This is a genomic window from Actinoplanes sp. CA-252034, from assembly GCF_050956125.1.
Taxonomy (GTDB): domain Bacteria; phylum Actinomycetota; class Actinomycetes; order Mycobacteriales; family Micromonosporaceae; genus Actinoplanes.
On sequence record NZ_CP191846.1, the window covers coordinates 4,296,047 to 4,316,800 of the forward strand.

The following is a 20,754-nucleotide window of genomic DNA, read 5'->3' on the forward strand; positions in this document are numbered from 1 at the left end:
GGCCCACCGCACGGCCGAACATCGGCAGCCGGCGCTCAGGGGAGACCGGTCACATCGCTCTCGGCGACACGAAAGACGTTGCGACCGCTCTGGTCCTCGAGGTGGAAGTGCAACCGGGAGGCTCGGCGTCAACCCACCGCACGAACCGGACCTTGACGTGGTTCACGCGGCCCATGGTGAGCCCGTGCCGCGTCGCGCCGCAACAGGGACGGCTCGTGTCGGGGTGGCGGCGGCCAGGACACCGAGCAGGGCCAGCCCGGCGACGGGGCCGAGGACGGCGAGTGGAGCGCGTTCGAGGTAGGTGACGCTTGCGGCGAGTTGGACGCCCCATTCCGGGGAGTCGTGGCCGGCGCCGAGGCCGAGGAAACCGAGACCGGCGATGGTGAGCGCGGTGGCCGGCACCCGTGCCAGCGCATGCCGGGCCACCGGGCCGGACACGGCGGGCAGCAGGTGCCGGCGCAGCAGGTGGCCGGGGCCGGCGCCGCAGAGCTCGGCGGCGCGGTGGTAGCCGCTCGCGCGTACCTCTTCGGCGAGGCTGCGGGTGTGGACGGCCAGCGGGACCCATGCCACGAGACTGGCGGCGAACGCGGCCGCCGCCAGGCCGGCCCCGAGGACCGCCGCCACGACCAGGCCGACGAAGACCGGCGGCAGGGCGTTGAGGATGTCGGCGGCGCCGGTCCGGGCAGCACCGCCGCGCAGCCCGATCGCCAGGCCGGCCAGCAGGGACACGACGGTGACCGCTACGGCGGTGCCGACGGTGGGCACAGCGCCGTGACCGAGCTGGGCCAGCACGTCGCGGCCGACCGGGTCGGTGCCGAGCGGGTGGGCCCACGACGGCCCGGCCAGGCGCGCGTCGAGCCGCACCCGGTCGGCGTCGCGCAGCAGCCCGGCGACCACCCCACCGAGCAGCATCAGCGCCGCAGCCGCCGGGAGAGCCGGCCGTCCGTGATGCCGCGATGCGGGAACGGCCGGGATCAGGCCGGCGGCCGGTCCGGCGGGACCGAGGAGCAGCCGGTGTACGCCGATGCCCAGCCCACCCGCGGCCACACCCACCAGGGTCAGCAGCAGCACACAGCCCTGCACCACGGGAAGGTCCTGAGCCAGTCCGGCGTGCAGGGCGATCCGGCCCAGCCCGGGAATGGCGAACAGCTGCTCGACGGCGACCGCACCGCCGAGCAGGCCGGTGAACAGCACCGCCACCTGCGGGACGACCACGGTCACCGCCCGGCGCAGCAGGGCCCGGGCGAGCTCGGCGCGGCTGCTGCCGGCGGCGCGCCAGGTGTGCACCCACGGTTCGGCGGCGGTGGCCTCGACCGCGGTGATCAGCAGCCGGGCCAGCAGCCCACCGGTGGGTACGCCCAGGGCGAGCGCCGGGAGCACCAGATGCGACGGACCGAACCAGCCGGCGGTAGGCGCCAGCCGCCAGTTCACCGCCACGACTGTGATCAGCACGGCGGCCAGCACGAACTCCGGCAGCGCCGTCAAGGTCGCCGCGACGAGACCGGCACGAGGCCGCCGTCCGGTCGTGGCGGTCCAGGCGGCGGGTGCGGCCAGCAGCAGGCCCACGACCGCGGCGACCAGCGCCGCGACGCCGCCGAGCAGCGCCGACACCCCGGCGGCGGCGGTCACCGTCTCGGCCACCGGCGAACCGTCCACCCACGAGCGGCCCAGGTCACCGGTCACCGCGCCGGACAACCACTGGACCGCGCCGTGCACCGGTCCGGCGGGCAGGTCGAGCTCGGAACGGACGGCGGCCAGCGCTTCCGGGTCGGGTTCGCGTTCGCCGAGGCGGGCGCGCAGCACGGAGCGGGCCGGGTCGTCGCCGCGCAGCCAGGGCAGCGCGGCGACGAGCACCGCCAGCCCGCCGACGGTGGCGGTGAAGGCCACCCACCGGCGGGCGGCGGTCAACGCGGCCCACCGGCGGGTGGCGGTGAATGTGGAGGTCATCGCAGGGTGGTGGCCGCGGTGACGAGGGTGCGCTCGTACGGGTCCCCGGCGAGCCCGCCGACGCCGGCAGCCGCACCGATGCGGGCTCGTTCGTGGCCGATCGGGATGGTGATCGCGCGCCCGGTCAGGTCGGCCTCGATCTGCAGCGCGGCGCTCTGCCGGGCGGCGATGTCGGTCAGCGCGTCGGCGGCGTCGAGCCGGGAGTCGACGGCCGGGTCACAGAGGCGGGCCAGGTTGTAGCCGCCCTCGCAGGAGAAGTCGGAGCGCAGGTAGCCGATCGGGTCGGCGGCGTCGAGCAGGTAGGAACGGGTGCCGAGGACCGCGTCGAACCTCCCGGCGAGCAGGTCCGGTTCGAGCACCGTGTATTCGCGGACCACGGTCTCGACCTCGAAGCCGCGGGTCCTCCAGGCGGCGGCCACGGCGGAGGCCACCTCGGGCAGTTCCGGTCGGTCGGTGTAGGTGGCCAGGGTGACCTTGCGGCCGGCCGGTTCGGCGGCGGCGGACGAGGGCGCGGCGGACCGGGCGGTCCCGGCCCAGGCCGACGCGGGACCGAACAGTCCGCCGGGTGCGTCGGCGTGGTTCTCGTAGATGGAGGCGGTGATGGCAGCCGGGTCGATGGCGGCCTTCGCGGCGGCACGCAGACCGGCGTCGGCGAACGTCTTACCGCTCGTGGCGACCAGGTGCAGGCCGATCGTACGCGGCAGAGGGATCTCGATGATCTTCTGCTGGGTGATGTCGGGCAGTTGCGCCACGGGCACCGCGGTGACGACGTCGACCTCCCCGGCCCGCAGCGCACCGGCGCGGGCGGCTCCGTCGGTCAGGAACCGCACGTCCAGGCCGGCCAGCTGCGGGCGGCCACCCCAGTAGGCGTCGAAACGGTCGAGGGTCGCCGCGCTCGCCCCTTGGACCCGGACGATCCGGTACGGGCCGGTGCCGTGCCCGATCGGGTCCGGACGGCCCGGGTCGGCGGTGTACGCGGCGGGGGCCAGGATCACCAACTGTGGGCTGGCGAGCCGGTTGAGCAGCACAGGATCGGGCTGCTCCGTCCGTACCTCAATGGTCCTGGCATCCAATGCGGTAGCGGTGAGTCTCGCCTTCGCGATGGCCCGCGGAACGGGTGCCGCCCTGGTCGCGTGGGTGAGCGTGGCAGCGGCGGCCTTGGCCGTCAGCGTCGTCCCGTCGTGGAAGGTGACGCCGTCGCGCAGGGTCAGCCGCACGGTCCGGGCGTCCGGCTGCGTCCAGCTCGCGGCGAGGGCCGGCTCCACCGTGCCGTCGGCGGTGAGCCGCACCAGGGGTTCGGCCGCGCCGAGCTGGGTGACCAGCGTCGCGTCGTCGGTGTAGGGCGACAGCCGCCCGTCCGGCGCGAACGCCGAACCGATCCGCAGCCGCTTCTCGCCCGCGGGCGCGGGCGTGCCCGCCTGCTCGGCGAAGCAGCCGGCGCTGGTCATGCAGGTGGCGGCGGCCACGGCCGCCAGCAGGATCCGTCGTTTCACAGGATGCCTTTCGATGCCGACGGCACGAGCTCACGCCGGGCCGTCGTGGGGGTGATCAGCCAGAGCGCGGCGGCGCCCAGCAGGGGTACGGCGGACAGGACCGCCCAGGGCAGCGGCGACGACGGTGGCGCCGTGTCCATCAGAAAGCCGGTGAGGGTGCTGCCGGCCAGGACGGCCAGGCCACCGGTGGCCGCCAGCACGCCGTAGTGGGCGCCGAGCCGGTGCTCCCCGGCGAGCCGTCCGGCGACGTCGGCGGCGACCGGGGCGGCGAACATCTGGCCCACGGTGAGCAGCACGACCAGCACGACGGCCGGCAGCAGGGAGGAGGTGCGCGGGACGAGGACGGCGACCACGGCGAACGCCGCCGCGATGGTCACGAATCCGACGGTCAGGGCCGATCGCGGGCCCAGCACGGTACGGGCCAGGGAGGCGATCGGCATCTGCCCGGCGACCACCATGATCGCGGCGAGGGCGAACAACCAGCCGAGCGCGCCGTCCGCGCCGACCCGGCCGAGTTCCAGCGGCAGCGCGAGATACAGCTGGTTGTAGGCGAACAGGTGGGTGCTGTTGGCGGCGGCGAAGGCCAGGAACCGGCCGTTGCCGAAGACGGCCCGCAGCCCGGCGCCGACCGGCTCGCCGACGTGGGCGCCCGGCCCGGCCGGCAGTCGCCGCCAGTGCAGGGCCAGGATCGCCGTGAACACCACGGCGGCGGCCACACAGGTGGCCGGGAACCCGACGGTGAGCAGAAGGACACCGAGCAGTGGGCCGGTCACGGCGCCGACCTCCCCGGCGACGGCGAACATCGCGAACAACTCGGTACGGGTCAGTCGCCCGGCCCTTTCCAGAAGGATCCCCTCACGGGCGAGCGCCGACTCGACGGCGGGGGAGAACAGGGCTGCGGCGACGCCCGTGAGCATCGCGCCGGTCAGCACCGAGGGCAGGCTGTCCGCGACCGCCAGCACCACGAAACCGGCCACCCGCACCGCGCATCCGGCCAGCACGACCGGTCGTACCCCTAAATGGTCGGCGAGGAACCCGCCCAGCAGGAACAGCCCCTGCTGGCTGAAGGTCCGCAGCCCCAGGACGAGGCCGACGGTGGCGGCCGCCAGGCCGAGATCGTCGGCGAGATGCCCGGCCAGGAACGGCAGCACCAGATAGAAGCCGATGTTGAAGGCCAGTTGGGTCAGAACCAGCAGGCGGGGTACGGCGGGCAGGCGCACGATCTCGGCGAGTACCAGCCAGCGGCGTGGAAGTCGTGTCACGACGGTGTGGCCGGTAGGCGTGGCACGGGTTCCGTCCCGGTGATCCGGCCACCGTCGAGCACCGCCACGCGGGTGCAGATCCGGCGGACCGCGGCGACGTCGTGGGAGACCATGACCAGGGCGGCGCCGGTGTGTTCGCAGACGTGGCGCAGCAGGTCCAGGACGGTGACGCGGACGCTTGCGTCGAGGGCGCTGACCGGTTCGTCGGCGATGAGCACCTCGGGGCCCGGGGCCAGGGCGCGGGCGATGGCGACGCGCTGGCGCTGGCCGCCGGACAGCTCGGCGGGCCGGCGGTGGGCGAGGGCCGGGTCCAGGTCGACGGCGGCGAGCAGGTCGTCGACGCGGGCCCGGTGGTCGCCGGGGATCGCCAGGCACTCCAGCGGTTCGGCGATGATCCGGGCGACGGTCATCCGGGGGCTCAGCGATCCGTACGGGTCCTGGGGCACCAGTTGCACGGCGCGGCGGAACCAGGTCAGCGTGCCGGGACGGCCGGGCCGGACCGGTCGGTCCCGGAGCAGGATGTCGCCGTGGTCGGGGGCTTCGACGGCGAGCAGCAGGCGCAGCAGGGTGGACTTGCCGGCGCCGGAGTGACCGAGGATCCCGAGCCGGTCACCGGCGGCGATGTGCAGGTCGACGCCGTCGAGGACACGGCGGGGGCCGTACGACTTGGTGGCCCCGGTGGCCACGAGCAAGGCGGTCATGCGGCCAGGGCCCGTGCCGAGGCGACCAGTGCCCGGGTGTACGCGTGCCGGGGCGACGCGATGATCTCGGCCGTCTCGCCCTGCTCGACCAGGCGGCCGGCGTGCATCACGGCGAGGCGGGTGCAGACCCGGCTGACGACGGCGAGGTCGTGGCTGATCAGCAGCAGCGCGGGCCGGGTGCCGCCGTCGGCTGCCGGGAGGTCGCGCAGCAGGTCGAGGATGCCCGCCCGGGTGCGGGGGTCGAGGGCGCTGGTCGGCTCGTCGGCGATCAGCAGGCCGGGCCGGCCGGCGACGGCCAGGGCGATCGCGACGCGCTGGCGCTGGCCGCCGGAGAGCTGCGCCGGGTACGCCCTGGCGGTGTCGGCCGGTAAGCCGACGCGGGCCAGCAGTCGCGTGGCGGCGTGGTCGGCGTCCTTCCGGGACAGTCGGCGGCGCAGCGGGATGCGCAGGTGGCGGCCCACAGTGGCCAGCGGGTTGAGGGCGGCGAGGGCGTCCTGGCCGACGAAGCCGATGCGCGAGCCCCGGACGCCCCGCAGCCGCCGGTCGACGGCGCCGCAGATCTCGGCGCCGTCGACGGTGATGCTGCCGGCGGCGGTCGCCGTGTCGGGCAGCAGGCCGAGCACGGCCAGGGCGGTCAGTGTCTTGCCGGAGCCGGAGCCGCCGATGAGGCCGACGGACTCACCCGGCCCGACGGCGAGACTCACCTCGTCGACGGCCACGAGGCTGGGGAAGCGCACGGTCAGGCGCGACAGTCTCAACACGCCGAAGATGATAACCGTTTTCATTATCAGGTCAGCAGGCGACTCCGCCCTCGTCGCGAATTCCCGTCAGCACGCCCCGAGGTGGTCAGAGTCGACTGGTCAGGTTGAGCATGTTGCCGTCCGGGTCGAGCACGTGCGCGACCCGTTGACCCCACGGCATGTCGTTGGCCGGCCCCTGCACGGTGCCGCCGGCCGACTCGACCGTCGGCAGCAGCGCGTCGACGTCCTCGACATCGGCGCTGAGGATGACCCGTACCGGTGCCCCGATCTCGGTGCTCTCGTTCTGGGCGAGCCCGAGCGCGGTCTCGCCGATCCGCAGCTCGACGTAGAACTCGGGGCCCTCCGCAGGGACCCGCAGCGTCTGCGTCGCGCCGAGCACCTCCTCGTAGAAGGCGCGCAGCCGCGGCAGGTCGGGCGTGCTGGCGATGGGCTGGATCGAGGTCATGGTCTCTCCCTGGCAGTCGGTTTCCCAGGGTGGACCGCGCAGCTCCGGAAGACTCATCGGTGCCGGGAGAGCAGGCGTCCGCTTGGCATGGGAGGACGCCGCCGGACTCCGCCGTCCCGGTGCGGCCGGCCGGGCAGCCGGTTGGCCGGCTGTCGATCCGCCGTTCGCTCCGGGCGCGGTGACGTCTAAGTGGCGGCGATCGCGCTGGGAGAGGTCAGCAGGTGGGCCGCTCTGCGCCGGATGACGGTGCGCTGGATGTGGTCGAGCTCCGGGAAGAGCCGGATGGCGGCGTGCAGGGCGCGGTGCCGGGCCGGTTCGGTGCGGCAGAGCCCGGCGAGGTCGACCAGCGCGCAGCCGCGGTGATATTCATCGGTCATCGTCTCGGCGATCGTCATCGCCGTTGCCGTCAGCCTGGCGTGCAGTGTGGCGCCGGCCGCCGAGACGGCCAGCGCGGTGGTCATGTCGAGCAGGTTGCCCGGGTCCACTCCGGCGAGGGCGGGCAGCGTCGCGGCGACCTCGATCTGATCGTCGTCGAGGAACGGCGCCAGTGCCCGGATCAGCGTCGCCCGATCGTCGAGCGGATGCAGGCGGTCGACGATACGGAGCGCCGCATCGCGTTGAGCGCGATCGAGCCTGTGCGCCAGGGTGATCAGACCCACGGCGTCGCCCATGGGCAGCGTGAACGCGAACGGAGTCAACGCCTGATACTGCTCCTCCCGAAGCAGTTCCGCGGTGGGGAGCAGGTCTCTCCGTTCGCTGATGCCGTCGTACTGGTGGTCGTGGAGCGGTCCGATGAACTTCGGCAACGGCCGGATCGACGCGAGCCTCCTCATCTGCTCGACGACCCGGTCCTGAACCGCGGTCCGCAGCGGTGCGGACAGGTGCGGCAGGCACAGCGCCGCGGCGTCGAGCCAGTCGTGCGGGTAGGGGCCGCTCTCGCAGAGCTGCAGGACCCACGCGAGCCGGCTTTCGTCGAGCAGCGGCAGCAGCGGTCGGAGCGTCTCGGTCGGAATCCGCGGGGTCAGAGGGAAGCTCAGTCTCCGCAGTTCGGGCAGATCCTCCGCAGGTGGAGAGGCCAGCACCGTCAGCAGCTCGCTGCGATCGGCCGGCGACAGCGCCTGGGCGACCGCCGGAATCATGCGGCCCGTTCCGCGACCGTGCCGCAGGGCGTCCAAGGCGGCGGGGGCGGCTTCCGGCAGAACGGCGGTCAGCGCCGGCAACAGCTCGGCGCGCGCGTTACGGTCGAGGCCCGCCGCCAGCGGCAGCAGTTGCCGGGCCTCGTCCGGACTGAGATGGGCGATCCACTCGTCTGCCAGCGTGCGAGCCAGTGCCCAGTCGCTGGAGCAGGCCGCCCGCACCAGCGGCAGAGCGGCCCGGCGAGTCTCGGCGGGCAGCAGCGGAATCCACGGCCGGAGTGCCTGCAGCGCTCGTTGCGGGTCCTCGTCGGCGAGCAGCAGGCGCCCGATCCGGCTCACCTGGTCGGTGGAGAGCAGCGGTCGAAGCGCGACGAAGCAGGCGACATCCCGGTGGCCGGCCTCGGCCTCGGCGAGCAGCCCCTCGATCAGTTCCTGCTGCTGCTGTTGCTTGAGCCTCGGTATGAGCACGAGCTGCAGGCCGGTTCGGGTGGCGGCCGCCTCGGTGACCGCGGCGAGTCGTCGTCCATCCAGGTGGGGTAGCAGTCCCTCGATCAGGAGCTCGCGGGAACGCTCGTCCGGCATCTCCATGGCCAGGTCGAAGACCCGGTCCCGTTGCCCGGCGTCGAGATGGGGCAGCAGGTCGGCGATCGCGTGTGCGCGGTCCCGCAACCGCTCCTCGGCCGCGGCTGAGGCCAGCAGCGAATCCACGGTGATCGAAGTGGCGGGCGGGTGCACGGAGATGATCATGCCATTGCGGGCCACCGACCGTGATCCCGTCCGGCCCGAGGGTGACTCCATGGATCGAAGGTCTTGACGATCAACGCGAGACCATTGAGGATCTTGTCGACCATATGATCAGCATCGGTCGAAGTTCGAGGGCGGCCCCGCCGCTCTCACCAACGGGGAGATCTACCTATGCACCTACGTACGCTCATCGCGTCCGCAGCCACTGTCACCGCCCTCGCCACCGGCCTCGTCGCCGGCCCCGCGCAGGCGGCGGAAGACATCGCCGGCTGCCCGGACGGCGGCCTCTGTGCCTACACCGAACAGTGGTTCAACGGCACCCGTGGCGTCGTCTACGCCAACAACACCAACCTGCTGCAGTACTACGCCTTCAACAACGCCCAGTCGGTGTTCAACGACGGCCAGGACTGCAATGTGCGGATCTACTCCGGCAGGAGCTACACCGGTTCCGGCGTGACGATCCCGCGTCAGCACTACTTCCAGGCCTTCGCCCCCAGCTCGCCCTACTACAACAACATCGCTTCGAACAAGTGGTGCGTGTGACCTCATGCGTCACCTCAGCTCGCTGATCGTGGCGATGCTGGCATGGAGTGTGGCCGGGTGCTCGTCGGCGCCCGGCCCCGCCCTGCCCTGTCTCCGGTCCCAGGACCCCGGCCGTTCGGCGGCATCAGCTATCCCGACCCCGCCGAGCAGCGCCTCGTCCACACCGCGACCGAGATCATGGTCCGCGACTGCATGCGTGCCACCGGCCACGACTACCAACCGGTCCCGGCCGCCGACCTGACCCGGGTCTCCGCCGCGAACCCGTACGCGTTGCTCGACACCGCGCACGCGCACGCCGACGGGTACGGCATCGTCGGAGAGGCGCTGAGCGGATCGTCCGGATCGCCGCCCAACCCGAACAAGGCCGCCCTCGCACAGCTCAGCAAGCCGGACCGGGAGAAGTGGGAAGTCGCACTGACCGGCACACCGCGACACCGGCGCACCGTCGAGCTGTCCGACGGCGGGAAGATCATGTTCAACACGGACGGTTGCCTCCACACCGCCCGGCGCTCCCTGCTGGGTGACGACTGGGACCGGCTGTCGGCGCAGGCCGAGTCGAACACCAACCAGGTCATCGCGCGGGTCACCGAAGCCGCCACGGTGAAGAGCGCCGTTACCGACTGGTCGTCGTGCATGAAGAAGGCCGGATACGAGTACGCCGACCTGCAGGGCCCGCGTGGCGACATCGCCGACCGCTGGCAGGCCGCGACGACATCCGAGACGCGCAAGAGCGTCGCGCAGTTCGAGCTGGCAGTCGCGAAGGCCGACAGCCGCTGCGAAGAGTCCGTGAGACTGGCGGACGTCGTACGGTCCGCGCAGGAGCAGGCCGAGGCGGAACTGACCACGCCCGGCGTCACCGCGGACCATGACGCGCTCCGAAAGGCCTGGACGTCGGCCAAGGCGCACGCCGCCACCATCGCCGGCGCCTGACCGGCAGTCACGCACCCGGGCGTCTCGACGCGATCCGCCGCCACCCGGATCCTCCCGGTCAGTGAAGGATCGATCTCAGGGGTGGCGGCGGACCGGCATCGGCTCGAACGTCAGGGTCACCGTGAAGGTCGCGCCGGCGCCGGGGGTGCTGTCGACGGTGATGTCGCCGCCGTGCGCCTCGGCGATCTTGCGGGCGATCGGCAGGCCCAGTCCACTGCCGCCGGTCGAGCGGGTACGCGACTCGTCCGCCCGCCAGAACCGGTCGAACACCCGCTGCACATCCCCGGCCGCGATGCCGGGCCCGGTGTCGGCCACGGCGATCGTCATCCGCCCGGCCCCGGCTGACGCGTTCACGGACACGGTGCCGCCCGGATGGCTGTGCCGGATCGCGTTCGACAGCAGGTTGCCGACGAGCTGACGCAACCGCACCGGATCGGCGACCACCACCGGGTCGCCGCTGAACGAGGTGGTCAACGACACCCCGGCCGCCGTGGCGCTGGGGGTGTGCGCCTCGACGACCTGCTCGATCGCGTCGTCGAGGTGCAGCGGCTCGGGGTGCATGCGCAGGTTGCCGGCGTCGGCGGCGGCCAGGTCACGCAGGTCGTCGACGATGTGCTGCAGCTGCACGGTCTCGTCGTGCAGCAGTGTCAGGACCGGACCGTCGATCGTGGCCAGCCCGTCCTGCGCCGCTTCGAGCCAGTTGCGGATGTTGGTCAGCGGATTGCGCAGCTCGTGCGCCACGTCGTCGACCATCGCCTGACGCAGCTCCTCGGACCGTTCCCGGTGCTCGGCGAGCTCGTTGAGCGCGGCGGCCAGATAGCCGATCTCGTCCCGGCCGGTGACGGGCACCCGCTGATGATCCGCGGGCCGTCTCGCGGCCTCGGCCAGCGCCCGCAGCGGCCGCACGAGCCGGCCACCCACCACGACGGTGACCAGCACCGCGAGGACCAGCACGACGGCCGTGGTCGCACCGGTGCGAACGATGTTGGTGCGGGAGAACGGGGACGCCGGCGCCGCGGTCGGATCCGCCGGGTCGGTCACGAACAGCAGCACCGGGGGAGCGACGTACGGCTTGAGCTGGGCGTACCGTGCGTTGTCGAGGCAGGCGGCGGCCCGCTCGGTCCGGTCCGGGATCGGCGCGCCCTTGACCGGGTCGAGGACCGTGACGGTGAGATCGGGCGTCACCGTCACGTCCGGGTCGTTCGCGCAGCTGGCGATGAGTGTGCGCAGCGCCTCGATCGGGGCCCGTTCGCTGCGGGCCACGTCGGGGCTCAGCGGGCAGGCGTACGGCACGACGCCGGCCCTGGTGACGGCCAGCCTGGGACGGGCGTGCGGGCCGGCCGTCACGATCGCCTCGCTGCCGTACCCGCGGACGCACTCCAGCGACTCGTCGAGCTGCCGGCGCATCGTCTGCTGCTCCTTCGGCGTCAGCTGATAGGGGCCGACGATCCGGGGGTCGATGCGTTCGGTGCGCCCGGTCAGCACCAGGTCCACCTGGAGCGGGTCCACGGTCGCCGACGGCCGGGCCAGCTCCAGCGAGGGGCCGCTCGTCGAGTCCACGATCAGCCGCCGGTTCTCGGTCATCAGCGTGATCCGCCGGCCCAGCGCGCTCGCCCGGTCGGCGATCAGCGGCTGCACCCCCGACCAGTCCCGGTGCGTGGCGGCGTAGGTGAGCAGCTCGTCGTACACACTCTTGTCGTCGCTGAGTGTCTGCCCGATCTCCTGCCGGATGGCCCGTGAGGTGGACTGCGCGGCCAGCCAGGACGTCGCCACGACCGCGATGATCGCGATCGTCACCGACGTCATCAACAGGCGGAAGATCAGACTGCGGTGCAGCGGTACGTGGGTCACGCCGCGCCCGCGGTCAGCCGGTACCCGATCCCGTACACCGTGAGCAGCCGCGCCGGCCGTTTCGGGTTCGGCTCGATCTTGCGCCGCAGGTTGAGCACGTGCACGTCGATGCTGCGCTCCACCGACTCGCGTTCCACGCCGTTGGTGTGCTCCAGCAGCTGCGCCCGGGTGAACACCCGCTCCGGCTGGGCCGCCATCGCGGCCAGGATCGCGAACTCGCCGGGCGTGCACTCCACCGGTTCGCCGTCCACCCGCACCTGGTGCCGGCCGACGTCGACGACGAGCGCCCCGACCAGCAGGACCGTCTCACCCCGGCTCCCGCGGCTGCGCCGCAGTAGGGCCCGGGCCCGGGCCGTCAGCTCCCGGGCGCTGTACGGCTTGGTCAGGTAGTCGTCGGCGCCGCCGTCCAGCCCGGCCAGCAGATCGTCCTCGGCGGCTCGCGCGGTCAGCATCAGGATCGGCACCTCCGACTCCGCCCGCAGCACCCGGGCCACGGTCAGACCGTCCAGCCCCGGCATCATGACGTCCAGCACGAGCAGATCCGGCCGGCGCCGCCGCACCTGCTCCAGCGCGGCCAGCCCGTCGTGCACCACGACGGTGTCGTGGCCGTCGGCGGTCAGATACCGTCGCAGGACCTCGGCCTGGCCCCGGTCATCCTCGGCGACCAGCAGATATGCGCACACGGCGACGACCATAGCCGCGCCTTCGGGGCCGTGCGGTAAACCTAATGAGTTCCTCACACGGCCCCGCGTCGACGGTCAGCTCTCGAACGCCGTACGCCGGCACTCCTGCATCTTCTCCGACCCGAAGTCCCCGTTCGGGCCGACCTCGGTGATGCCGAACTGGCCGGTCTCCGGGTCCGGGGCGGTCAGCTTGTACCCGGCGGCCTGCGCGCACCGGTACCACTCACGCTGGTTGTCCTTGAACTCGGTCGGGTCGGTGCGCAACTGGTTCTGCTCGAACGACTCCGGCTGCTGGGGCAGGCAGGCCTTCCACGCGGCTTCCTGCCTGCCCAGGTCGGCCGTCTGCAGGTCCTTGGAGGTGCCGCCCTTGAGGACGAGAGCCAGGGCCTCGTCCGGTTTCTGCACGCCTTCGGTGGCCAGGCAGTCCGTCCACGGCTTGGCGATGGCCTTGATCTCGTCCTCGGTGGCGTCCATCCGGTAGACCGGCCGCTGCGGGCCGGCGGAAGCGCCGGCGGCCGGCGCGCCGCTCTGCAGGGTGGCCACCGACGGTGTCTCCTGCTTCTCACCCGCTCCGGAACATCCGGACAGCGCGAGGGCGAGGCTGACGGTCACAACGGCGAGACGGGTTCTGTACGACATGGCACGTACCTTGACAAACCAATGTTCAGATCTTGCTAGTGTTCCGGGATTCTCAGAGCGCCAGCGCGGTGGTCGGTGGGAGTGCGGCCGCCCGCATCGACGGGTACAGGCCGGCCACCACACCGACCAGTAGCGCGCCACCCAGCCCGGCCAGGGTCGACGACAGCGGTATCACCGGGGGCCACTGGTGGTATGCCGCGTAGCCGAGCGTGGCCAGCGCGCCGAGCAGTGTGCCGGCCAGCCCGCCCAGCGCCGACAACGTCACCGCCTCGGTCAGGAACTGGCCGCGGATCTGGCCCCTGGTCGCGCCCAGCGCACGCCGCAGGCCGATCTCACCGCGTCGCTCCAGCACCGAGATGACCATGGTGTTGGCCACGCCGATGCCACCGACCAGCAACGCCACCGCGGCCAGGCCCAGGAACAGGGCCGAGAACGCGTTCTCGGTGGCCCGTTTGGCGGCGAGCGCGTCCGAGGGCCGGGTGACCGCCACGTCGGCCGGCCGGGCCGGGTGCACGGTCTCCGGCAGCACGGCACGGACCTGTTCGATGGACGGTTCCGCGGACTGCACGTACAGGACCGTGGGGTGGCCGTCGAAGCCCAGCAGATCCCGCGCCACCGGCCAGCCCACCAGGACCGCCCGGTCGATCTCCGGCAGCAGCGGCGTCGTGGCCAGGATGCCGACGGCGGTGAACCATCGGTCGCCGATCATCAGCTGCTGGCCGCTGCCGGTGACGCCGAGCCGGGCCGCCGACACCGCGCCGAGGACCACGGCCGGGAAACGCGAGGTCGCCTCGTTGAGCCACTGTCCGTGCGCCACCCGGGCGTTGATGGCCGGCAGCAGGTCGAGGCGGGTGGCCAGCACGGTCAGCCCGGAGCCGTCCTGTGCGTCCGTGCGGTCGGAACGGCGTACGAAAGTGTGGGTGTTGGCGACCGCGCTGGCCCGTGTCACCGGCCCGATCCGCTGGACCATGCCGACGGACTCCTCCGGCAGCCGCACCGGCGGCTGCTGATCGGGCAGCGCGCGTACCTCCAGCATGTTGGTCCCCAACGCGGACAGCTCGCGCATCAGCTGAGCCTGACTGGACGCCGGGATGCCGGTGACAACGATCATGGTGGCCATGCCGATGGCGATGCCCAGCGCCGACAGCGCCGCCCGCATCTTGCGGGTCCGCAGGCCCAGCAAGCCCAGCGCGAGCAGATCGGACACGGCGAGCCGGACCGGCCGGACCGACCCGGCAGCGATGCGCACCGGCCCGGTCACGAGGCCGTCACCACCCGCACGCCCTCGGCGATGCCCGCGCCGGTCACCTCGACCAGTCCCTTGGCGAACATGCCGGTCTCGACCGCCACCAGACCACCGCCGGGCACCTGCACCGCGTAGCCGCCCTCACTGAGCGCCACCAGCGCACCGACCGGAACCGCCAGCACCCCCTCACGGGTCTCCCCGGCCAGCTCGATCCGCACCTGCGCGGAATCGATCCCGTGCAGCTCCTTCGTGCTGTCCAGGGTGACCGTGACGGTCCGCTTCGGCTCCGCGCCGCCGTCCTCGCCCGGCTGCACCTCGGTCCCGACGGCCGACACCTCACCCGGAACCGACGCGTCGCCGGGCAGCAGCACCGTCACCCGGTCCCCGGCACGGATCGTTCCCGCGACCTCGACCGCGACCGGCGCCGTGACCACCTTGGCGGTCGACGTCACCGTCATCAGCGGCGTGGCGGCGCTGTCACCCTTCAACGCGGTGACCGACTCGACCCGCACCGCGCCGGGCAGCACCACCACGTCACCCGGCCCGATCGTTCCGGTCACCGGCAGGTTCCGGTCCTGCTGCCACCGCTTGAGCGCCGCGATGAGACCCGAGGTCAAAACCCCTTCCCCCTGGCGTACGGTCGACCGCTCGATCGTCGTGCCGGGCGCGGCCGACGGCGCCGTGGCGGGGACGGCAACCGTGCGGGTGACCGTCTCCCCGACGCCCGGCTGCCGCCCGACCGGATAGCCGAGCGCTTTGAGATTGGCGGCGACGATCCGCACGTCACGGCCCACCATGTTGGGCGTCGCCAGGTCCCGGTAGAGCGGCATGGCGCCGTAGAACAGGGGCACCGGCCGGTCGTCGGCCCGGAACAACTGCTCGCCCCGGTCGATCCGCGCGCCCGACCGGGGCAGCCAGGTGACGATGCCGTCCGGGCCGCCCTTCACCGGTTGCGCCCCGCCGTATCCGAGGGAACCGGTCAGCGACTCGGTGACCGACAGATCGGTCCGCACGACGGGCGCGGTCTGCACCGCCACGGCGTCGTCGGCGACCGGAGTGGCCGTGTCGCGCCGCTCGAACCAGAGGTAACCGGCTGCGGCCAGGACGGCCGTCACTGTCAAAGCCGCGATGATGATCCAGCGGCGTTTCCGGCCCGGAGCCGGTGATGGTTGAGGCTGCTGCACGCCGAGGGATTGTGACCGTCGAATGTCAGCATCTGATTAGTCCGGCACGGTCCGACGATGCTCACGGCTTCCTGACGACCCGGTGGCATCATGCCGGACCCATGACCGTCCTTTCCGTACGCGATGCCTCGGTGATCTATCCCGGCGGTGTCGCCGCGCTGGCCGGCGTGTCGCTGGACATCGCCGAGGGGGAGATGCTGGCGATCGTCGGGCCCTCCGGTTCCGGCAAGTCGACGCTGCTCAACATCATGGGGACCCTGGACCGCCCGACGTCCGGCGGCATCGAGATCGGCGGGCTGGACGTCACCGGCCTCTCCGACCGGCGGCTGTCCGCGCTGCGCGGCCGGTGGCTCGGCTTCGTGTTCCAGCAGTTCCACCTGAGCGCCGGGCTGAGCGCCGCGGAGAACGTCGCCACCGGCCTGCTGTACGCCGGGGTGCCCCGTCACCGGCGGCGGCCACTGGCGATCGAGGCACTCGACCGGGTCGGCCTGGCCCACCGGGTGTCGCATCGCCCGCACGAGCTGTCCGGCGGCGAACGACAGCGGGTGGCCATCGCCCGTGCCCTGGTCAACCGGCCCGCCCTGCTACTCGCCGACGAACCCACGGGAGCGCTCGACACCCGTACCGGGCAGACGGTGTTGCAGTTGCTGTTCCGACTTCACGAGGAGGGCACGACGATCGCGGTCATCACCCACGACCGTGACATCGCCGCCGGGATGCCGCGCCGTGTCGAGCTACGTGACGGCCGGCTGGTCGCCGACTCCGCGCCCGGACGCCGTCCCGGAGTGGCGTGACGTCGTCACCGGAAGCGGGTCGTTCCCGCCCGGACGGCCGGGCGCCTCGACCCGGTGCTGACCGGGCTCGTCTCACCGCACGTGGCAGTCGACCTCCACACCGTCGAGTCGGGTGTCCGAGACGAGGACGGGTGCCTCCGCCCGGCAGGAGGGCCGCCCGGCCTCCGCCGGGATGCCCGTGACCACGTACTGGCCGGGCGGCACCGCGATGCTGAAACTCCCACCGGCGCCGAGAGCAGCGGTGATGGTGGTGCCCGCGGCGTCCTCGAATCGGACCGAGCCGCTCATGCCGACCGGCGGGGTGCCCATCGGTCCGCCGACCCGCTGGACCGTCCCCGTGACCTCCACGGCCACCATCGGCTTCCGGGGCCCCGCCGGGTCCTCCGGTGTCGGCCCCCGCATCACCGTGCCCGCTCCCACCGCCAGGATGACGACCGCGACCGATCCGGTGATCCTCCGGTGCCGCCGGCGGCGCTTCGCCCGCGCCCGCACGAGCTGCCGGAATTCGGGCTGCCGGGCGGGCTCCAGCCGGATCGCTGCCGGGCCCAGCAACTCGCTGATGTCAGGCATGGGTGGCCTCCTCGGAAAGGTGCAGGGCAAGAACGGCCCGGCCCCGGCTGAGACGGGACTTCACCGTTCCGGGGGCGACCCGCAGGGCACGGGCGATCTCCTCGACGCTGAGGCCGAGCAGGTGGTGCATGACCACGGCCTGCCGCTGTCCCAGCGACAGGTGACGCAAGGCATGAGCCACATCCACGCGGTCGGCGCTGGGCTCCGGCGCAGGGTCGACGGTTCCCTGTGACGACCCGGAAAGTTCGGCCGGATCACGACAGGTCCGAGCGGGCCGAAGACGAATCTACGGATCCGGGGTTGCGGGGACGCCGCATTCGGCACGTCGTCTTGACTCATCCCGGGTTCCCTCTTCGAGGGCCGGATGGGGAGTCCCATGACGACGAGACCCTTGCCGCGGGACTGCCGCGCCTTTCGGCGCTTCTGCCTCTCGAGCAGCCGTCGTGGGCCTTCCCGGATGCTCGAGGAGAATCGCCTGGGACGTCGTGACCATTCTTGTTCCTCTATGATCCGGGCGTTCGGCTCGTCGAGGGGATTCGTTCGATGTCACGCGCGTTCGGGCCGATCCGTATCGGTCTCGTCCTGATGCCCCTCCTCGCGGTAGCCGCTGTGGCCGGACCGGCGGCGGCGTCATCATGGGGCTACGCCTCGGCGGGCGCCACCAACGTCACCTTCGAGGCCGACCATGGGGTCGTCAACAAGGTCGTGATCACCCTGTCGGGGCGCACCGTCGTCATCGACGACCGGGTCAGGATCAAGCCGGGCAAGGGCTGCAAGCAGGCGGCGGGCGACAAGACCAAGGTCCGGTGTACGACCAGGAAGGCCTCGACCACCGTTGTCGTCCATGTCGGGGACCGCAACGACTCGGTGATCAACAAGAGTGACCTGAGACTGGTGGCTGACGGCGGGGCAGGCGCGGACACGCTGGTCGGCGGGCCGAAGGCCGACAGGCTCTACGGCGACCGGTGGAGCAAGACCGGCAACGACAGGATCTACGGCCGGGACGGCGACGACTACATCGATGCCGGCGACGGTGCCGACTTCGTCTCCGGCGGCAACGGCGACGACACCATCGACGGTGACACGGACATCGTCACCGAACGAGGCCGTCCCGGTGACGACGTCGTCTACGGCGGCAACGGCGACGACACCATGTGGGGCTTCGGCGGCGACGACCGGCTGTTCGGTGGCAACGGCAGCGACGGCCTTCGCGGTGGAGACGGCCGTGACGCACTCGAAGGCGGCGCGGGTGACGATGTGCTGATCGGTGACCCCGGCCCGGCCAGACTCGCAGCCGATGTGATGCGTGGCGGCGCCGGAGTGGACGAGGTGAGGTACTCCCACTACACCAAGGCCGTCACGGTCGACCTGGACGGTGCCTCTCGTGATGACGGAGCCGCCGGGGAGCACGACTCCGTCGGCGCCGACGTCGAGGTCCTCACGGGCACGAGCGGCGATGACACCCTGATCGGCAACGCCGCACCCAATGAGATCGACGGCTATGGCGGTGACGACGCGATCACCGGTGGCCCCGGCGACGACCACCTGCTCGGGTCGGACGGCGACGATCGCTTGTGGGGTTCGGAGGGCAACGACACGATAGAGACCCGCGGTGGCGTCAACCGTGCTGATGGAGGCCCCGGCAGCGACGTGTGCGTGTCCCGGGTCGTCGAGGACACTCTCGTCTCCTGTGAGGTCCATCGGCCCTGGTGACGCCGGCCCTGAAACAGCGTGCCGCGTGCCCGTCGCGGTGGTGGTGGGTCGTTCTGATCCGGAGCCGCCTGCTGCCGTCCGCCAGTCAGGCCTGGGCCGGGGAAACCGGGTGGGGGTGATGGGCCCTGTTCGCCGGTGGATCGTCCTCCTCGCCGGCGTACCTTGAGCGGGATGGGAGGCATCGAACGGTTGCGGCGGGCCGTCACCGTGTATCCGACGGCCGCGGATTCCGTGCTGGCTGCGGTGTTGTTCGCAGCGAGTCTGTTGCCGATGCATCCGCCCGGTGGGCCGCCCGTGGAGCCTCCGGCGATCGGCGCCGTGCTGTTGTCCGTGGCCGGGTGCGCGGCACTGGTCCTGCGACGCCGGCACCCACTGCCGGTTCTCGCAGTGGTGTGTGCTGCCGCTGCCGCGGTGTTGCTGACTCAGCAGTCGCGTGGGTTCTTCGTGCTCACGGTGGGGGTCGCCGCGTACACGGTGGCGACCCGGACCGATCGGCGGACCGCGGCCGCGGTGGGAGCGGCCAGTGCTGTCGCCCTCGGCATGTGTGCCGTGGTCGCGCTCGGTATCGGCTGGCTGGATCCGGCTGTCGTGGTGCTGCTGTTGTGGTTCGGCCTGGCAGTGGCGGCGGGCAGCGCGGTGCGTACCCGGCGTGCCTACATCGCGGTGCTGGAGGAGCGGGCAGTGCGGGCGGAGCAGACCCGCGAGCAGGAGGCACGCCGTCGGGTCGCGGAGGAGCGTCTACGGATCGCCCGGGAGTTGCACGACGTGGTGGCGCACCATATAGCGGTGATCAATGTGCAGGCCGGGGTAGCCGGCCATCTGGTGCGTCGACAGCCGGACGCCGCTGAGGACGCCCTCGGCCACGTTCGTGTCGCCGCCAGGACCGCGCTGGAGGAACTGGCGACGCTGCTGGGTGTGCTGCGCCGCGACGACGAACCGGATACGCCCACTGAACCGGCGCCCAGCCTCACCCGGCTCGATGGTCTCATCGACAGCTTCGCCGCGAGCCAGCCGATCCGGTGGACGACCGCCGGACGCCCGCGGGCGCTGCCGAGCGCCGTGGATGTGGCGGCGTATCGCATCCTGCAGGAGTCGTTGACCAATGTCTGCCGGCACGCGAGCGGCGCGACGGTGACGGTCCGGATCGCCTACGAGACGGCCGGTGTCACCGTTGAGGTGTGCGACGACGGCGGTACCGGACCGGCCGACCCTGGTTCGTCGGGTAGCGGCTTGGGCCTGATCGGCATGCGGGAGCGCGCGGAGTCGGTGGGTGGCACCTTCTCGGCCGGCCGGCGGGCGGAGGGCGGGTTCCGGGTGCGGGCCGTACTGCCCGCACCCCTCGTGGACGAGGTGGCGACATGACGGTGCGTGTCCTGCTCGCTGATGATCAGACTCTCATCCGGGCCGGGTTCCGTGTGCTGATCGACTCGGCGGCGGATCTGACCGTGGTGGGCGAGGCGGCCACCGGCGGTCAGGCCGTTGCTCTGGCGCGCGACACCGGTGCCGACGTCGTGCTGATGGACATCCGGATGCCGGAGATGGACGGGCTGAGCGCCACCCGATTGATCACCGCCGATCCGCAGCTCGGCGGAACCCGGGTGCTGATCCTGACCACTTTCGAGGTCGACGAGTACGTCTTCCAGGCGTTACGGGCCGGGGCCAGTGGTTTCCTCGGCAAAGGTGTGGAACCGGCCGAGCTGCTCGATGCCATCCGGACCGTGGCCGCCGGGGACGCGCTGCTGTCACCGAAAGCCGTCCAAGGGCTGATCAGCCGGTTTCTTGCCGAACCCGAACCGCAGCCCCGCGCCACGCCCGAGGTGCTGCGGGCGCTCACCGAACGGGAGCTCGAGATCATGACCCTGGTCGCCGCAGGTTTGAGCAACGAGCAGATCGCGGCGCGGCTGGTGATGTCGCCGCTGACCGCCAAGACCCACGTGAACAGGGCCATGGCCAAGCTCGGCGCCCGTGATCGCGCGCAGCTCGTGGTGATCGCCTACCAGACCGGACTGGTCCGCACCGACCCGCCGGTGCGGTAGAAACCGCGTCGGAGTACCGCGGCCGCGGTACGCCCAGGAGCCCGCAGCCGCTGGATGCGGCGGGCGCGCTACGCGG

At 72.2% G+C, this 20,754-nt stretch carries 20 protein-coding genes; 6 read left to right on the forward strand and 14 right to left on the reverse strand.

Annotated features, from left to right (window positions below):
* Nucleotides 1-162: 162 nt before the first annotated feature.
* The 7 genes from ACQPZW_RS19365 to ACQPZW_RS19395 all read right to left on the reverse strand — a co-directional run bounded on the left by ACQPZW_RS19365 (nucleotide 163) and on the right by ACQPZW_RS19395 (nucleotide 8,543).
* Entirely contained in the window at nucleotides 163-1,947 is a 1,785-nt protein-coding gene (locus tag ACQPZW_RS19365) for an ABC transporter permease subunit (protein ID WP_433796303.1), read from the reverse strand.
* Complete coding sequence (locus ACQPZW_RS19370; RefSeq protein ID WP_433796304.1) at nucleotides 1,944-3,440, reverse strand: ABC transporter substrate-binding protein; 1,497 nt, start codon at nucleotides 3,438-3,440, stop codon at nucleotides 1,944-1,946. The genes ACQPZW_RS19365 and ACQPZW_RS19370 overlap by 4 nt, the downstream gene beginning before the upstream one ends.
* Nucleotides 3,437-4,702: an MFS transporter gene (locus tag ACQPZW_RS19375; RefSeq protein ID WP_433796305.1), complete on the reverse strand. Its 1,266-nt coding sequence runs from the start codon at nucleotides 4,700-4,702 to the stop codon at nucleotides 3,437-3,439. Before ACQPZW_RS19375 ends, ACQPZW_RS19370 begins: the two co-directional genes overlap by 4 nt.
* Nucleotides 4,699-5,403 carry an ABC transporter ATP-binding protein gene (locus ACQPZW_RS19380; protein ID WP_433796306.1) on the reverse strand — a complete coding sequence of 235 codons (705 nt, stop codon included), beginning with the start codon at nucleotides 5,401-5,403 and terminating at the stop codon, nucleotides 4,699-4,701. Before ACQPZW_RS19380 ends, ACQPZW_RS19375 begins: the two co-directional genes overlap by 4 nt.
* Nucleotides 5,400-6,164, reverse strand: coding sequence for an ABC transporter ATP-binding protein (locus tag ACQPZW_RS19385; protein WP_433796307.1), 765 nt, complete (start codon nucleotides 6,162-6,164; stop codon nucleotides 5,400-5,402). Before ACQPZW_RS19385 ends, ACQPZW_RS19380 begins: the two co-directional genes overlap by 4 nt.
* Before the next feature lie 85 nt (nucleotides 6,165-6,249).
* Nucleotides 6,250-6,609 (reverse strand): VOC family protein, encoded by a 360-nt coding sequence (locus ACQPZW_RS19390; RefSeq protein ID WP_433796308.1) that lies wholly within the window; start codon nucleotides 6,607-6,609, stop codon nucleotides 6,250-6,252.
* A gap of 185 nt (nucleotides 6,610-6,794) precedes the next feature.
* On the reverse strand, nucleotides 6,795-8,543 hold the full coding sequence (locus ACQPZW_RS19395; protein ID WP_433796309.1) for a hypothetical protein: 1,749 nt from the start codon (nucleotides 8,541-8,543) through the stop codon (nucleotides 6,795-6,797).
* A 117-nt stretch (nucleotides 8,544-8,660) separates the two neighbouring features.
* On the opposite strand from ACQPZW_RS19395, the gene ACQPZW_RS19400 reads away from it, so the two are divergent.
* Both ACQPZW_RS19400 and ACQPZW_RS19405 read left to right on the forward strand, forming a co-directional pair.
* The gene (locus tag ACQPZW_RS19400; RefSeq protein ID WP_433796310.1) at nucleotides 8,661-9,032 is read left to right on the forward strand and encodes a peptidase inhibitor family I36 protein; all 372 of its coding nucleotides are present in this window, start codon (nucleotides 8,661-8,663) and stop codon (nucleotides 9,030-9,032) included.
* A gap of 42 nt (nucleotides 9,033-9,074) precedes the next feature.
* On the forward strand, nucleotides 9,075-9,962 hold the full coding sequence (locus ACQPZW_RS19405) for a hypothetical protein (RefSeq protein WP_433796311.1): 888 nt from the start codon (nucleotides 9,075-9,077) through the stop codon (nucleotides 9,960-9,962).
* A 75-nt stretch (nucleotides 9,963-10,037) separates the two neighbouring features.
* Here ACQPZW_RS19405 and ACQPZW_RS19410 read toward each other — a convergent pair whose 3' ends face one another.
* The 5 genes from ACQPZW_RS19410 to ACQPZW_RS19430 all read right to left on the reverse strand — a co-directional run bounded on the left by ACQPZW_RS19410 (nucleotide 10,038) and on the right by ACQPZW_RS19430 (nucleotide 15,502).
* Nucleotides 10,038-11,813: a sensor histidine kinase gene (locus tag ACQPZW_RS19410; protein ID WP_433796312.1), complete on the reverse strand. Its 1,776-nt coding sequence runs from the start codon at nucleotides 11,811-11,813 to the stop codon at nucleotides 10,038-10,040.
* Nucleotides 11,810-12,496: a response regulator gene (locus ACQPZW_RS19415; protein WP_433796313.1), complete on the reverse strand. Its 687-nt coding sequence runs from the start codon at nucleotides 12,494-12,496 to the stop codon at nucleotides 11,810-11,812. Before ACQPZW_RS19415 ends, ACQPZW_RS19410 begins: the two co-directional genes overlap by 4 nt.
* A 75-nt stretch (nucleotides 12,497-12,571) precedes the next feature.
* The gene (locus ACQPZW_RS19420; RefSeq protein WP_433796314.1) at nucleotides 12,572-13,135 is read right to left on the reverse strand and encodes a hypothetical protein; all 564 of its coding nucleotides are present in this window, start codon (nucleotides 13,133-13,135) and stop codon (nucleotides 12,572-12,574) included.
* 52 nt (nucleotides 13,136-13,187) lie between these two features.
* Nucleotides 13,188-14,396: an ABC transporter permease gene (locus ACQPZW_RS19425; protein ID WP_433796315.1), complete on the reverse strand. Its 1,209-nt coding sequence runs from the start codon at nucleotides 14,394-14,396 to the stop codon at nucleotides 13,188-13,190.
* Nucleotides 14,393-15,502 carry an efflux RND transporter periplasmic adaptor subunit gene (locus tag ACQPZW_RS19430; protein ID WP_433796316.1) on the reverse strand — a complete coding sequence of 370 codons (1,110 nt, stop codon included), beginning with the start codon at nucleotides 15,500-15,502 and terminating at the stop codon, nucleotides 14,393-14,395. Before ACQPZW_RS19430 ends, ACQPZW_RS19425 begins: the two co-directional genes overlap by 4 nt.
* A 164-nt stretch (nucleotides 15,503-15,666) precedes the next feature.
* Here ACQPZW_RS19430 and ACQPZW_RS19435 point away from each other — a divergent pair, with 164 nt between their 5' ends.
* Nucleotides 15,667-16,359 carry an ABC transporter ATP-binding protein gene (locus ACQPZW_RS19435; RefSeq protein ID WP_433796317.1) on the forward strand — a complete coding sequence of 231 codons (693 nt, stop codon included), beginning with the start codon at nucleotides 15,667-15,669 and terminating at the stop codon, nucleotides 16,357-16,359.
* Between the two features lie 72 nt (nucleotides 16,360-16,431).
* Here ACQPZW_RS19435 and ACQPZW_RS19440 read toward each other — a convergent pair whose 3' ends face one another.
* Nucleotides 16,432-16,929, reverse strand: a complete 498-nt coding sequence (locus ACQPZW_RS19440) for a hypothetical protein (RefSeq protein ID WP_433796318.1) — start codon at nucleotides 16,927-16,929, stop codon at nucleotides 16,432-16,434.
* Nucleotides 16,922-17,116: an RNA polymerase sigma factor gene (locus tag ACQPZW_RS19445; protein WP_433796319.1), complete on the reverse strand. Its 195-nt coding sequence runs from the start codon at nucleotides 17,114-17,116 to the stop codon at nucleotides 16,922-16,924. The genes ACQPZW_RS19440 and ACQPZW_RS19445 overlap by 8 nt, the downstream gene beginning before the upstream one ends.
* A 356-nt stretch (nucleotides 17,117-17,472) precedes the next feature.
* Between ACQPZW_RS19445 and ACQPZW_RS19450 the strand changes: the two genes are divergently transcribed.
* From ACQPZW_RS19450 to ACQPZW_RS19460, 3 genes are all read left to right on the forward strand, one after another.
* Nucleotides 17,473-18,642 (forward strand): calcium-binding protein, encoded by a 1,170-nt coding sequence (locus tag ACQPZW_RS19450; protein WP_433796320.1) that lies wholly within the window; start codon nucleotides 17,473-17,475, stop codon nucleotides 18,640-18,642.
* Nucleotides 18,643-18,813: 171 nt separating this feature from the next.
* Entirely contained in the window at nucleotides 18,814-20,004 is a 1,191-nt protein-coding gene (locus tag ACQPZW_RS19455; protein ID WP_433796321.1) for a sensor histidine kinase, read from the forward strand.
* A complete protein-coding gene (locus tag ACQPZW_RS19460; RefSeq protein WP_433796322.1) occupies nucleotides 20,001-20,678 on the forward strand; it encodes a response regulator in 678 nt (225 codons plus the stop codon). Before ACQPZW_RS19455 ends, ACQPZW_RS19460 begins: the two co-directional genes overlap by 4 nt.
* Nucleotides 20,679-20,754: the final 76 nt, after the last annotated feature.

Bases quoted from the DNA above. Each gene is read 5' to 3' on its own strand.
- ACQPZW_RS19400 (WP_433796310.1), top strand. From the start codon at position 8,661: ATGCACCTACGTACGCTCATCGCGTCCGCAGCCACTGTCACCGCCCTC.
- ACQPZW_RS19455 (WP_433796321.1), top strand. From the start codon at position 18,814: ATGGGAGGCATCGAACGGTTGCGGCGGGCCGTCACCGTGTATCCGACG.
- ACQPZW_RS19390 (WP_433796308.1), bottom strand. From the start codon at position 6,609: ATGACCTCGATCCAGCCCATCGCCAGCACGCCCGACCTGCCGCGGCTG.
- ACQPZW_RS19365 (WP_433796303.1), bottom strand. From the start codon at position 1,947: ATGACCTCCACATTCACCGCCACCCGCCGGTGGGCCGCGTTGACCGCC.
- ACQPZW_RS19395 (WP_433796309.1), bottom strand. From the start codon at position 8,543: ATGGAGTCACCCTCGGGCCGGACGGGATCACGGTCGGTGGCCCGCAAT.
- ACQPZW_RS19420 (WP_433796314.1), bottom strand. From the start codon at position 13,135: ATGTCGTACAGAACCCGTCTCGCCGTTGTGACCGTCAGCCTCGCCCTC.
- ACQPZW_RS19460 (WP_433796322.1), top strand. From the start codon at position 20,001: ATGACGGTGCGTGTCCTGCTCGCTGATGATCAGACTCTCATCCGGGCC.
- ACQPZW_RS19380 (WP_433796306.1), bottom strand. From the start codon at position 5,403: ATGACCGCCTTGCTCGTGGCCACCGGGGCCACCAAGTCGTACGGCCCC.
- ACQPZW_RS19435 (WP_433796317.1), top strand. From the start codon at position 15,667: ATGACCGTCCTTTCCGTACGCGATGCCTCGGTGATCTATCCCGGCGGT.
- ACQPZW_RS19440 (WP_433796318.1), bottom strand. From the start codon at position 16,929: ATGCCTGACATCAGCGAGTTGCTGGGCCCGGCAGCGATCCGGCTGGAG.
- ACQPZW_RS19405 (WP_433796311.1), top strand. From the start codon at position 9,075: ATGGAGTGTGGCCGGGTGCTCGTCGGCGCCCGGCCCCGCCCTGCCCTG.
- ACQPZW_RS19450 (WP_433796320.1), top strand. From the start codon at position 17,473: ATGTCACGCGCGTTCGGGCCGATCCGTATCGGTCTCGTCCTGATGCCC.